Genomic DNA, 13,721 nt, shown 5'->3' with positions numbered 1-13,721 from the left:
AAAAGAAGCCTGTTTCCGAATAGAAACAGGCTTCCGTTAATTTACTTTTTTTCGAACAACTTTTCACTTTTTAAGTTTATACTTCAGAAAACTAGGGTAATATTCTAACAGCATTAGTAAATTTAGATGGATTAAAAGAAGCAATTTTCACAACATCACCCGTTTGCGGGGCATGAATATATTGCCCGCCTCCAATATAAATACCGACATGGTAGGCAGGAGAACCCCTGAATACTAAATCTCCAGGCTGTACTTGGCTAAGAGAAATTCTTGTTCCAACATTTTGCTGGTCGCGGGATACTCTTGGTAGACTAATGCCAACGGAACGATAAACATATTGAACGAATCCAGAACAATCAAATCCGTTTGGCGTTGTCCCACCCCAAACGTAAGGAACACCCAAATATTGTTTAGCAGCCGCAATGACCTCATTTGCCGATCCAGTGTTTGTTTGATTTCCTGCATCAACCGTTGGTGTTGATTTCGAAGCGTTGTTACCTGAAGTTTGCTGTTGAGACTTTTGTTGAGTCCGTTGTTGAGTCTGTTGTTGGGTCTTTTGTTTGGCCTGTTGCTGCGCTTGTTGTTGCGCTTGCTGCTCCGCCCGCTGTTGCGCTAATTGAGCCTGACGCTCTGCCTCTTGTTGAGCCTTTTGTTGCGCCAATTGATTCTGTTGGCTTTGTAATTTATTTTTCGTATCTGCTAATTCTTTTGCAATTTCTTTTTTATCTTCTTCAATGCTTTTTTGTTCAGAAGCTAATTCTTCCCTGCTCTTTTTTAAGTTATCTAATTCATTATGTAGTCTTTCCTCTACATCTTTTAACGCTTGATCTTTTTCATTTAGCCCGTTCAATAAATCCGTGTCAGTTTCCATAATCTGAGAAATAGAAGTGAAACGAGTTAAAAACTCGGAAAAGTTACTAGACGAAAGTAAAAGTTCAGCGTAGGTGACAACTGACTGTTTTCCTTCTGACTGAATGCTTTTTAGCCGTTCAGAATAGACCTCTTTGTGAGCGTCTAAGTCTCTTTTTGCCTTTTCAATATCTGTCTCTGTTTCTTTAATTTTCCCTTGTTGTGTTTTAATATGATCGTTTAGTTTTTGGGCTTTCTCCATTGATAAACCGATTCGATTGTCTAATTGTTGAATCTTTGTTTCAAAGTCATCAATTTGTCCTTGTGTCGCACTGATTTGTTCTTGTGTCACTGGTGGGTCTACTGGACTTGCAAAAGTGGGTGTAACTTGAATCATAGTGGTGAGGACGGCAACCGATACCGTATATTTTAATAATTTTTTTATCATTATAAAATCTCCTTTAGTTACCTATCATTAATTCCGATTCTAATATATTACTAGTTTATATTCCAAATGGACTAAATACAATGAATCTGTCGGTAATGTAATATAATTGTAATTTTATGTAGAAAAATCTGTTAAATACTCGACACCTGTTCCCTACTAAACTTTTATCATTAGGACCTTTTTATCACATAGAAAATAAACCCTTAGATACAAGATTACAAAAATCTTGTATCTAAGGGTTTATTTAAAATAACGGGTTAATTTTATCTTCTGTCACTAATGAGTCGGAGGGCCCAAATTACCTTAACAGTTCTTTAGACACTGCTTAAGGTTTTCATTCGACAATGACTACAAATAGAGGAAACACTTATAACTGTTCTCGTATCGTTTTCAAGAAAGGAACCCTCCAGACGAAGGATTCCTTTCTTGAAAACTGTAATTCAGAGTACCTAACACCTTTTCCATTTAATACACGTCACGTTGATAACGCCCTTGCTTCTGCAGATCTTTAAGATACACTTCTGCTGCATCACGGGTCATCGAACCTTCTTTTTCTATCACGCTAATAAGGGCCTCGTTAACGTCCTTCGCCATATGTTCCTTATCCCCACAAACGTAGAAATACGCACCTTTTTCAAGCCATTCAAATAGTTCTTTACTATTTTCAAGAATTTTATGCTGCACATAGACTTTTTGAGCCCCGTCACGGGAGAATGCAGTATCAAGTTTTGTCAGTACTCCATCTTGTTGGTATTTTTCCAACTCAGCTTGATAAAGGAAATCCGAAGCCGCATGCTGGTCTCCAAAAAATAGCCATGACCGTCCTGCTCCTTTATTCACGGCACGTTCTTGGATAAAAGAACGGAATGGTGCAATACCTGTTCCAGGACCAACCATAATAATATCTTGATCTTGGGATTCCGGCAGATGGAAGTGTTTATTAGCTTGCACAAAGACTGGAAGCGTCTCTCCTTCTTGAACACGTTCTGCACATAAGACAGAACAAACTCCTTTACGGTCCCGTCCGTGTGCCGTGTAGCGTACAGCACCAATGGTTAGATGAACTTCATCAGGATTAGCGGCAATGCTGCTTGCAATGGAATAGAGACGCGGTGTCATTTTTCTTAATAAAGAGACGAATTCCTGGGCAGAAGCTTTCCATGGGCCAAAATCACGTAACATATCAAGCAAATCACGCCCATAGCAATATTCCTTTAGTTGGGCTGTATTTTCAACCAACACAAGTTTTTGTAACCCCTCATTTTCAGTGAATGCTGCTGCCTGTTGTAAAATCTTCTTCGTCAGCAGTGTAATTTCAAAGTAGGTTGTCAGCGCTTGCTTCAGTGGCAGTTCCTCACCCTGCTTACCAACGGTTACAACCGCTTCCTCATTCCATTCCATTTCCTTAAGAAGCGAAGCAACAAGTTCTGGATCATTTGCAGGCATAATGCCAAGGGCGTCACCTGGGACATAGGAAAGGCCTGAACCTTTTAATGATAACTCAATATGCCTTGTTTCCTTGCTAGAGCCTGTTCCATTTAAATTATTATTTTTAAGAACCTTTGCCTGAAATGGATTGGTTCTAGAGAATGGCATAACGTCACTTTTGGCATTTTTAGGATTTTCCAAAATTAGATGCATGTTGATTAACCTCCAAAAGTAGTATTTATAGCTAAGATAACATAGTGGTAAGAAATAATATGTGTAATTTGACACACAATAGCCAAATAATTTTTTAATCCTGCTTGATAAATTTCCTTAGAAGCATTGATTATATATTAAAACTCCTTCAATAGTTTGGTCAACAGTTGTGAAATAGTTTTTAGCGGGCCGCTTGTCTTTTGTGTCATACAAAGCAAAATGGCCCCCTCAATGGAAGCCGTCATCATGAGGGCATTAGAATGAGCAGTTTCTTTCGAAAACCCATCTGTCTCTAACTTAGTCGTATAAATCTTTTGCATCTTTAAGTAAAAGTCAGACAAGACAGTTCGGACCGGTTCAATTTCGGAGCCCATTCCGCTGACGATGCTGGTAAATGTATAACCAGCAATCGTACCATCTACTTCAAGGAGGCCAACTAACTTTTCAATCATCTTCTTTGTAGCTTCGTGAGTAGTTGGACTTTGATTAAAAATTCTATTGATTTCTCCGGTAATCGTATCACTTAAAGACCGAAGGCACGCGATTAGGCATTCTTCCTTTCCATTTGGAAAGTGATGATAAAAAGAACCTTTTGAGATGTTGCATGTTTTTATAATTTCGGTTAATCCAACACCCTTATATCCCTTTTGCTGGAAGAGTAATGTGGCAACGTCGATTATCTGTGATTTTGTATCCATTTCTTTGTAAGCCTCCCCCATACCGACCATTCTTTTTATTACTATAGCAGTAACATTTTCTATATTACAACCCTTTTGCTAATTTTCCCAAAACAAAAGGAGCTGATTTTATCAACTCCTTTTACTTGATATAATATTGCCAAATTCCTTTCTTCATTTCCTTCTTAATTGCCCCTTGTAATTCAAGAAAATCTAGATAACCAATAATTTCAGACATAATGTTGAAAAACTGCTTTTCATACTTTTCTTTATATAGTAATTGCGCAATTCCACTAGCGGTTGAAATTCCGGATTTAATTATATTTATAAATTTGTCGGCTTTTACATCTATTTCATTTATTCTATTTTTTATTAAATCAACGGGGTTTTCTAGGAGTATCCCATGACCTGAAAAAACGAGTTCTATATCCAGTGACAAACATTTCTCTAAGGACTGCCTTTGTTGTATCAAGGATTTTGTACGGGTCCCGTCATAATCTGGTTCAATCATTGCTTTGCTTGGAATATGTTTAATTACTAAATCGCCTGCAAATAGCCACTTACTCTCTTTATTATAAAAGGCGACCTGGTCTGGAGCATGTCCTGGAATTTCGAAAATATCAAAGCCTAATAGTTGGGTATTGGTGATTTCTTGAATTTCGCAATGGATTTTTTTATCCTCATTTAAACTAATAGGATTACGGGAATCAACTACTTGTTTCTCACCCAATTCACCACATCCCATCTCTTGGTATAGTTTTCTGAAAAACTCTACCCTCATTTTCATATATTGTGAGTCTCTTTTCAGAACAGGTATCGCATAAGGATGGGCGTATATGGGAATGGAATGGGTGGATGTAATTCGGTTGACTAAACCAATATGATCTGTATGATGATGCGTTAGGCAAATTCCTGTGATATCAGTAAGTAAGTAATCATGATTCTTTAAAGTCTTTTGTAAGGAATTCCAGCAATCATCTGTGTTCAATCCGGCGTCAATTAACGTTAAGGAATTCTCCTGTTTAACTAAGAAAAAGTTAAAACTTTTCAATTTATTGGAAGCTGGAACGATAACAGGAATTACTTCTATATTGTTTTTTTTATACAACAAATTCCCCCCTCTAAAAAATTGATTTTTCCTATGCAATCATAGAATAAAAACAAACCCAGTCCACTTCTTTCCAGAAGAGGCGGGCTGAGTTGATCTTACAAACTAAAACTATAATTGGACATTAGGCTTGACTTCTTGGCCTTTCGTTAATTGTACTTTAGATGGTGCTGTTTCCTTGAAGAAGAATGTGAATATTAATGCCAACACAGCCGCACCAGCAGCTACGAGTAATGGTGTTTGAATTCCATACATGTCTGCTAAAGCACCATTCACCATTGGATTTAAGAATCCACCGATTAACTCACCAATTCCGATGGTTAAACCGATGGCAAGACCTGAGTATTGTAATGGAACAGACTCAACTGGAATAACTGACATCGACATACCAATTACACCTGAACCAGCCGAACCAATGAATAAAAGTAGCATCATTAATGGAATGGAATCCACGAAAACCACAGCTAGTGGGATGAGAATTAACAACAAACCAGAAATTAAGGAAGCTGGTTTACGTCCAGTACGCTCTGAAATGGTTGGGATTAAGAAACCGAAGATTGCATATCCCACCCCGAATGAAGCCATTACGAAACTCATTGTTGTATCAGATAAACCCTTTGCTTGGACGAGATAGGTTGGTCCAAAAATTTGGAATGCCATAAGTGTGGTCATAACTAAGCTGAAAACAACAATTGATAACCAAATATTACGGTGCTTAAGAACATCTTTAACTTTAACTTTTTCAGTCGATTTTATCGCATGCATAGCGTGAAATTTCGCTGGATCTGGATTTTTAACTGATTTGAAGATGACAAAGCTTAAAATAATCCCAGGAATAATTGTTAAATAGAATGCAGTATGCCAGTCAAAATTTGTGGCTAATGCCACAATTACTACAGGTGCTAAAATACTACCGAATAAGGCGTTACTGGTGTTCATTGTGAAACCTAAGTTAAATCCTTTACGACGCTCAGACGACTCCATTGCTAAAATCGATTGTGTTTGCGGAATCAGTGGACCTTCTACGATACCCATTAATAGACGTAGTACAAATAACATTGCAAATGATTGTGCTAAACCGTGTATTAATGAAACAACCGAGAATGCGAATACTAAAATGGCTAACATTGATTTCTTACTCTTAACTTTATCTGAAATGAATCCACCTAATGGACCAGAAATTGACCAAGTTAACGCAAGAGCTGCCCCAAGCAAACCTAATTGCGTGTAGTTTAGTCCTAAGTCTACAGAAATCATTGGGAATAGGTAGTTAATCGCTAAACGGTCAAAGAATACAAATCCGATTGTGAAGAAGACGATTGCCACTAACTTATTTTCATAAGTCCAAAACTTTTTATTTTTCATAAAATAAAACACCCCTCTTAAAATTAGACCTCTGTTCAGAATATTATGAATATTTTTGACACTTCTGTTCTCTCCACCTCGATGTTAAGATTTCCAGTCATCCTTTTAACCGTTCATTTTCACCCCCCTTAAAGTAATGAACAATAAAGTTCAAGCACTTACACGTAAAAAGGAAGTGATCAAACGCTTTTGCCTTGGACCTGCCGCTTTTGACCACTTCCTAGAAATGTCTGTTAACCTATCAGAATTCTCTACTTGGAACGTAAATGAAAACTAGCCGATTGGCGAGTCCGTTAGGACGAAGACAGAGGCGTAGTTGAATTTATGCGACATACGAAAGTGTAAATTTTGAAGAAAATTTATACTTTCTTATTAGCTAAAAATTTCGCTGTACGTTTATAAATGTCTTTATACTCATCAAGATGAGTGAATTTACCTAAGAACCCATGAGTAGCGCCTTCATAGCGCTTTGTTTCAACAGGTACACCACATTTTTTTAAATTCTGCGCAAATAATTCCCCTTCATCTCGCATTGGATCATATTCTGCCGTGATGACGAGTGCAGCTGGAAGATCTTCTAAATTTTCTTCTCGAATAGGTGAAACTAGCGGATTATCTGTATCTACATTCCCCAATAAATAGAAGGAGTTATATTCTGCTAATTGATCACTTTCTACGAAATAGCCCTTTCCATTTTCCTGTTGAGATGGGTAACGAAATTCACTGACATCAAGGTCCAAGGATGGATAATATAGTACTTGCTTCGTAATTGTAAATTCCTTTTTGCTACGCGCCAATAGTGAAACTGCTGAAACTAAGTTTCCACCCGCACTATCACCTGCAAGCGCGAGATTCTTGCCATCCCATTGCAATTCATCCTTATGTTCTGTTGCCCATTTTGTTACGTTATAGCAATCTTTTAATGGCGCTGGAAATGGGTGTTCAGGAGCAAGACGGTAACCTACCGAAATGATTTTATAACCGGATTCTAGGCAAATCGGACGAACTATTTCATCATGACTTTCTAAATTTCCCGAGAAAAATGCGCCACCGTGGAAATACATGAGAATTGGATAAGAATCTGCTTCCTTCGGTGTATAAATTCTCACTGGGATATCTGCTTCAGCAGTAGGAATAGATCTTTCTTCAACAGAATAAACTTGGACACGCTCTTCAATCGGTAAATTAGGTGTATCGAACATTTTTCTATGCTCTTCTGGAATGACTTTTGGTTTTGTATCAGATTGTGGAATGTAATCCAGAATCTTTTTTATCTCGGGATGTACAGGCATCTGCGATAACCTCCGTATTTCATTTTGTCTCTTTTTTGAATCCACAACAAAACACTATCATTTTACCTCAGGAGTCTTTTCAAGGAATTCTTTTTCAGGGAAAGCAGTTTCTTCCTTGTCACTATGGAACTGGCGAGATAAATTTTGAAATAAAGTTCCGATTGGTTTTCTTATGGACTCATATTTTTGTAAGGCATTTTCAACGCTATCAGCTTCAAGTAAACATTCAGCCAATACCCCTGCATCTTGGATGGCCATATTTGCACCTTGACCTTGGTTATGAAGCATCGAATGTGCGGCATCCCCAAGCAGGGCGATACAATTATTAGTCCACTTTTCGACAGGGTCGATATCGTATAGTGACCGAACATCGAAATGATTTATATTTTCAGCAATCTTCTGAAGGCTAGGATGGAAGTTCTTTAATTCGTTGAGCATGTCTTCTTTCTGTACGTTCGGTCTGCCTGATCGGTCTTCGTGTGGGACGGTAATATCGACCGAAACTTGTTTCCTATATTTTAAAGGCAGTAAATAGTAATTGACTTTATCATTACAGAAAATCCTCAATGTGTTTTCAGTAGCTAAACCATAGGTTTCATCCTCATTCACCAGAGCCCGATAGGCGTGATAATGGTGGAAAACCGGCTCAGCTTGACTGAAAAATAGCGAACGAGTAAGGGAACGAATACCATCTGCAGCAATGACCAAGTCCGCTTCCACTTTGACACCATTATCAAACTCAATTTCTGCATAATCTTCATGGCGAACGATATTTTTACATTTGTGATTCAAATGGATGAACTCAGAAGGTATTGCATTAATCAATGTGTCCAGACAGTCCGCACGATGGATTAATCTCGCCCATCTTTCTTCCGGGTCATCTGTTAACGCAGGCCATTTTTCCTCAAGTAATACTTCTCCTGAATCTGAAAGGATTTCCATTAAAATGCTTTTATGGGTCACTCTTTCAATTTCTTCTAGAAGCCCCCATTTCTTGAAATAACGGATGGATGGCGGACGCAAACCGATCCCTGCCCCTACTTCTTTTATAGCAGATGCTTGCTCATAGACGTCGACATTAAATCCTGCATGCCGTAAAGCCACGGCTGTTGATGCCCCGCCAATACCGCCACCGATAATTGCAATTCTTAAATTTGACTTTGGATTCATAAACATTTCCCTCCTACGCTACTAATTTAATTAATAATAGGTCAATCTCAACGATTCACTGTAAAAGAAAATTTATAGTCATCGGCTCTATGGACAGCCTTTCTCCAGCCAATTAGGCGATCATTACGCGTATACAACTTCGTCTCTATTACTAGGACAGGGTCCCCGTTTTGAATACCCAAAAGCTCTGCCTCCTCATGGTTTGCACCTGACGCAAAAATCTGGTGATCACCGCGAGAAATGAAAATTCCTTGTTCGCTCTGTAGGAGCATGAAGACACTGTCGACCATTTCTAGATCCCGCTTCGCAGGTTGGAAACTTTCTGAGCCGTCCAGATATGTCTGCGTCCATACAAGTGGGCTTTCTTTGAGCAGTATTAACCGGGAGATCTTTAAAACCTTATCACTAGGCTCAAGTCCAAGAATAGCGCACAGATTCCCTGTGGGTAAGACTCGATCTACTTCTAGTATTCTTGAAGTGCAATCTAACCCTTGATCGCGAAGGAAGGCAACTAGTCCTCCTAACTCTAACCCTGGAGGCCGTACGGGAAGTTCTTGAACAGGGAAGGTGCCTTTTGCCCGCTCTCGGTAAACGTACCCTTCATCGGTAAGCTCCTTCAGTGCCATTCGAACTGGCGCCCGACTCACGTGGAAGCGCTGAACAAGATCTTGCTCAGTGCTGAAGGGACGGCCATTCTCACCGTCAGCAGACTGCAGCTCCTCAATTAATATTTGCTTAATTTGTTTATAAAGTGGCACTGGTGAACTGCGATCAATGGACGTTTTTTTGATATGCTTAATCAATGTTGAATAGATTCTCCTTTTACAAGTTGGTCCGCAAGATCCTTAAGCGGAGCAGCTGTTCTTTCCTGCAAATACTTAAATGTAACGCCAGGAGCAAGTTCTTGCACAACAAGACCATCATTTGTCACGTCAATCACCGCAAGGTCTGTATAAATACGATCTACACAGCGAGGCGCAGTCAGAGGATATGTACATTCCTCCACGATTTTCGATTCTCCCTTCTTAGTGCAATGCTGCATACAGAGGAAGACACGCTTTGCGCCGACCGTTAAATCCATGGCACCTCCAACACGTCCAAGAGGATCATTCGGTACCTTCCAGCTAGCAAGATCACCATACATCGAGACTTGGAATGCGCCGAGTACTGCTGCGTCAAGGTGACCGCCACGGATCATGGCAAAGGAGTCTGATTGTGAGAAGAAGCTGCCGCCCGGTTTTAATGTGATTGGTTCCTTACCAGCATTAACAAGATCCATATCTTCTTCACCTGGTGCTGGTTTTGGCCCCAACCCAAGTAGACCATTCTCACTATGCAGAATAATTTCTCTGCCTTCAGGAATCACATCGGCCACAAGTGTCGGTATACCGATACCAAGATTCACGAACCAACCATCTTCTAGGTCTTGAGCAACTCGAGAAGCTAACTGTATCTTTGACCATCCAACCTTCAGTTCGTCTTTAACCATTTGCTAACACCTCCTCTTCACGTAGAGTCACTAATTTTACTAAACGATGTACGTAGACGCTCTGTGTGGCAATATTCTCTGGATCCAACTCTCCGACTTCTACAATTTCATCTACCTCGGCAATTGTAATGCGCGCTGCTGTCGCCATTACCGGGTTAAAATTACGCTGTGTCTTATTGTAAACAAGATTCCCCCAGCGATCTGCCCGATGTCCCTTGATAAAAGCGTAGTCACCTGTGATGGCATACTCTAAAACATGTAAACGACCATTGAACACCCGCGTTTCCTTTCCTGCTCCAAGTTCTGTGTGTGCTGCTGTCGGTGTGTAAAAGGCTGGAATCCCCGAACCACCTGCTCGGATGCGTTCCGCCAATGTTCCTTGCGGGGAGATTTCTAACTCAATCGCGCCATTCTGAAGACGTGCAATCAAATCGTCAGCGTGTGGACCGACAGGGAAAGAACAGATTATTTTCTTTACTTGGTTATTGCTGATTAGTGCGGCTACACCATCGCTAACGGCACCAATATTATTTGATACGACAGTCAGATTCTTCGCGCCCTGCTCTACTAGGGCAGCAATCAGATGGGACGGTAATCCGCTTCCCCCAAATCCTCCGACAAGCAGCGTTGCTCCATCGTGTATATCAGCAACAGCCTTGGCTATATTTTCAAACTTCTTTTGGATCATTTTTTGTTCCTCCTCTCATTTTATTTGCAAACCTATGAGTTCTTCATGATAACCATGCATTGTCACAAAGAATGCGCAAGGCAAATTGCGTGGGTCTCCTGTATAGCCAATTTCCTCAGCAACCCGGCCGAATGGTCCGTACAATTCATGCTGTTCAGCAGGAAGTCCATTTGTTAAATGGCGCCGGGCGGAATCTTTCAATTTGGCATCCATATCAAGACTGGCTTGTAACACAGTTGCTACCTGCTCACCCTCGATTTGTGCACTTTCCATATCGCCATTGATATTACGGAATGGATGACCTAAGAATAATCGGTTAGGACGAACATCTTCCAACAAACGATGAATACTTTTGCGATATAAAGTTGGGTTTTCTATCGTTGGTATGCCACTTAAACCGCCATATATTTGAACAGCATCTGCTGCAAACGCCCAATTTAATTCATCCAATACAAATGTCACAGAACCGATCGAATGCCCTGGAGTTTCAATCACTTTTAATGTGATATCACCTCCAAGATGGATGGAATCACCTTCAACTACTTCCAAGTCCGGTTCAGTCGTGCCACTAATATCTGTTGTTAACATGGTGATATGTTTTTCTTGTATGGCTGGATCGGTGATGTATTTTCCTTGTAGTGACTTGTAATCAACAATTTGCTCATTTTTATCACGTAATAGCCGAGCTTCTTTTTTGGGAATGACTACTTTTGCGTTTCGTCCTGTTTTTTCCCATATTGCATATGCACCACCGAGATGATCCACATGACCATGCGTCAGTAAAATCCAACGAATATCTTCTATTCGAATACCATGTTCAGCTAAGGTTGGCGCGATGTCTTGAACAGCAGAGACATTCACACCGGTATCAATAATGGCCGGTTCTGGTGCATCCACATAATATGCAAATGCAGAAATTGGACCAAATTTACATTCAATCGGTATGACACATACTGCATTTGCCATGTTATTCACTCCTATTAATCTAGTTATAAGCAGACTATTTATTTGTAACGTCAAATTGTTTCGGAATGACTGGCAGCACTAAACGCGATTGGTGATCTGCATCTCGATAGATTTTGTGCGTTGTTGCACGGCCGCTTGGTAAGTGATAGCTATCCGGCGGCAGTAGTTTTGCATCTTCACCATCAAGTGGTTCGTTACATGCAAGTTCTAATTCAATTCGATGTCCTGGTTTAATTAAGAATGAGAATGGATATAAACGAATCGCATACTCGTAAATTTCACCAGGTGTTACTGGTACCACACGGTTATGTGGGTGCCATGGCTCACCATATGTTGATTTTTCTTCATTTAATTCACGATGAGATGCTTTTAAATAACCTGACGTCATTAATGTACGTTTGCCGCTTGGATCTACATCATAAAGTTTGGCCATGAAGTTTGTATCATCTGTATCGATTTCTGCATGAATATATAAAGCCCCTGAACCTGTCATTTCTACATACTCCAGGAATTTATCACTAGTCCATTTAATCTTTTCTGATGTTGTTGTTACTGTTAATGGTGCTTGGTAGAAGCCATCTGGATGTGCATATTCAGATGTTAACGGCTCGCACTTTTCGCTAATTTTGTGGCGAGGACGTAAATAGAACTCTTTCTTTTCTTCATATGGCAATGGCCAGTGATCTTCTTTACGCCATTTGTAAGAACCTTCAACAGAGAACTGCACAGTTGGTTCGTCCATAATGCCTGTGTTGATGCCTTTTAACCAGTAATCATACCAGCGGAACATTTCGTCATGGTTTTCATGGAATGGACGCTCTAACATTGGCGGCAACGCCTGGATATCAAGCTTTTTAATGCCTGATACTTTATGGAAGCATTCGATTGTGCCTTCAACGTTCCAACCGCGGCCCCATTTTGCTTGGAAGTACGTTGGAATTGTTACTTTATGTGCTACTTCTATAGCGCTATCTTTTTGCCAGAATGGGCCATCAAGTGGATTTAATAAGTAATCCATCCATAATTCGTGACGGTCTTGATAATGTAAAAGGTGAACAAAGTCTGACCAATGGGCAATATCTGGGTCATTTAAGCGCTCTTGCGTTTTCTCTTTGAGCTCCTCTGGTGAGTATACTTTTGAGCTCTTACTTGCTACATTATTGAAGGCGTTACCGCTATCGCCGCCGCGTCCTTCACGAGAAGCACGCGGCATTAACCACATGATACCGCCGTGATAACAAAGTTCATAAAGATCGAAGTGCCCACCGTTCGCAAAGATTGCTTTTAAGTGTGGCGGCTGCTCCGCTGCACCTAAAATTTGAACAGATGCAAAGTATGAAATTCCAATCATACCGATGTTTCCATCACACCAATCCTGTTCTGCTAACCGTTCCACGAGGTCATAGATATCTTTTCCATCTCCATGACCCCCAGAGTTATAGTTACCGCACATTTGACCTTCAGAACCACCCGTACCACGTACGTCTGCGATAATATGTGCATAACCTCGTGATACTACTTCACGAATGTCACCTGCTTCAATCGCTCCATTCCAAAGATGACTCGGACGTGCTTGTGGAGGTAATGTTAGTGCTTGTGCTTGTAGTTCTTTACCGTAGGGGCTAAGTGCAAGTAGTGCTGGTACTTTTTCTGCACTATCAGGAAGGTAGATATCAGCCGCGATATGCACTCCATCACGCATAGGAATGCGGACGTTCTTTTTGATTATCATCTTAATACGCTCCTCTTCTCAGTCCTTCTAAGTAAGTTTTCAATCTGGCAGATTTTTCAGCATTCATTCCATAAGCCTATGTTCCTATAAAAAGTAGTTCTGTCTTACAGAGAGACTATTAAGGACAGTTTGCTAGATTTACGACCCTGTTTTGTCCTCAATAGCGCCTATTAAGGACAGTTTGTTAGTTTTTCGACCCTGTTTTGTCCTCAATAGCGCCTATTAAGGACAGTTAGTTAGTTTCTCGACCCTATTTTGTCCTCAAGAGCGCCTATTAAGGACAATTTGCTAAATTT

The 13,721-nt window shown here is 40.2% G+C and carries 11 protein-coding genes and 1 pseudogene; all 12 read right to left on the bottom strand.

The window, feature by feature from the left end:
* Positions 1-91: 91 nt before the first annotated feature.
* Complete coding sequence (locus BSO02S_RS25205) at positions 92-1,297, bottom strand: C40 family peptidase (protein ID WP_066074566.1); 1,206 nt, start codon at positions 1,295-1,297, stop codon at positions 92-94.
* 465 nt (positions 1,298-1,762) lie between these two features.
* Positions 1,763-2,908 (bottom strand): annotated as a pseudogene (locus tag BSO02S_RS25200) (sulfite reductase subunit alpha); the annotation flags it as partial.
* Positions 2,909-3,075: 167 nt separating this feature from the next.
* Positions 3,076-3,636, bottom strand: a complete 561-nt coding sequence (locus tag BSO02S_RS25195; RefSeq protein WP_066074560.1) for a TetR/AcrR family transcriptional regulator — start codon at positions 3,634-3,636, stop codon at positions 3,076-3,078.
* A gap of 121 nt (positions 3,637-3,757) precedes the next feature.
* Positions 3,758-4,723 (bottom strand): MBL fold metallo-hydrolase, encoded by a 966-nt coding sequence (locus tag BSO02S_RS25190; RefSeq protein ID WP_066074557.1) that lies wholly within the window; start codon positions 4,721-4,723, stop codon positions 3,758-3,760.
* Between the two features lie 111 nt (positions 4,724-4,834).
* Positions 4,835-6,100 carry an MFS transporter gene (locus BSO02S_RS25185; protein ID WP_235847012.1) on the bottom strand — a complete coding sequence of 422 codons (1,266 nt, stop codon included), beginning with the start codon at positions 6,098-6,100 and terminating at the stop codon, positions 4,835-4,837.
* A gap of 347 nt (positions 6,101-6,447) precedes the next feature.
* Positions 6,448-7,380 carry an alpha/beta hydrolase gene (locus BSO02S_RS25180; RefSeq protein ID WP_066074551.1) on the bottom strand — a complete coding sequence of 311 codons (933 nt, stop codon included), beginning with the start codon at positions 7,378-7,380 and terminating at the stop codon, positions 6,448-6,450.
* A 57-nt stretch (positions 7,381-7,437) separates the two neighbouring features.
* Entirely contained in the window at positions 7,438-8,550 is a 1,113-nt protein-coding gene (locus tag BSO02S_RS25175) for an FAD-dependent oxidoreductase (protein WP_066074548.1), read from the bottom strand.
* Between the two features lie 47 nt (positions 8,551-8,597).
* The gene (locus tag BSO02S_RS25170) at positions 8,598-9,353 is read right to left on the bottom strand and encodes a GntR family transcriptional regulator (protein WP_066074545.1); all 756 of its coding nucleotides are present in this window, start codon (positions 9,351-9,353) and stop codon (positions 8,598-8,600) included.
* Positions 9,350-10,039, bottom strand: a complete 690-nt coding sequence (locus BSO02S_RS25165; protein ID WP_066074542.1) for a 3-oxoacid CoA-transferase subunit B — start codon at positions 10,037-10,039, stop codon at positions 9,350-9,352. Before BSO02S_RS25165 ends, BSO02S_RS25170 begins: the two co-directional genes overlap by 4 nt.
* Positions 10,032-10,724, bottom strand: coding sequence for a 3-oxoacid CoA-transferase subunit A (locus BSO02S_RS25160; RefSeq protein WP_425320409.1), 693 nt, complete (start codon positions 10,722-10,724; stop codon positions 10,032-10,034). Before BSO02S_RS25160 ends, BSO02S_RS25165 begins: the two co-directional genes overlap by 8 nt.
* 18 nt (positions 10,725-10,742) lie before the next feature.
* On the bottom strand, positions 10,743-11,693 hold the full coding sequence (locus BSO02S_RS25155) for an MBL fold metallo-hydrolase (RefSeq protein WP_066074535.1): 951 nt from the start codon (positions 11,691-11,693) through the stop codon (positions 10,743-10,745).
* A gap of 34 nt (positions 11,694-11,727) precedes the next feature.
* Positions 11,728-13,425: a CocE/NonD family hydrolase gene (locus BSO02S_RS25150; protein WP_066074532.1), complete on the bottom strand. Its 1,698-nt coding sequence runs from the start codon at positions 13,423-13,425 to the stop codon at positions 11,728-11,730.
* Between the last annotated feature and the right edge of the window lie 296 nt (positions 13,426-13,721).

The organism is Neobacillus soli NBRC 102451, assembly GCF_001591665.1.
Lineage (GTDB): Bacteria > Bacillota > Bacilli > Bacillales > Cytobacillaceae > Neobacillus > Neobacillus soli.
This window is presented reverse-complemented; position numbering and strand designations above follow the sequence as displayed.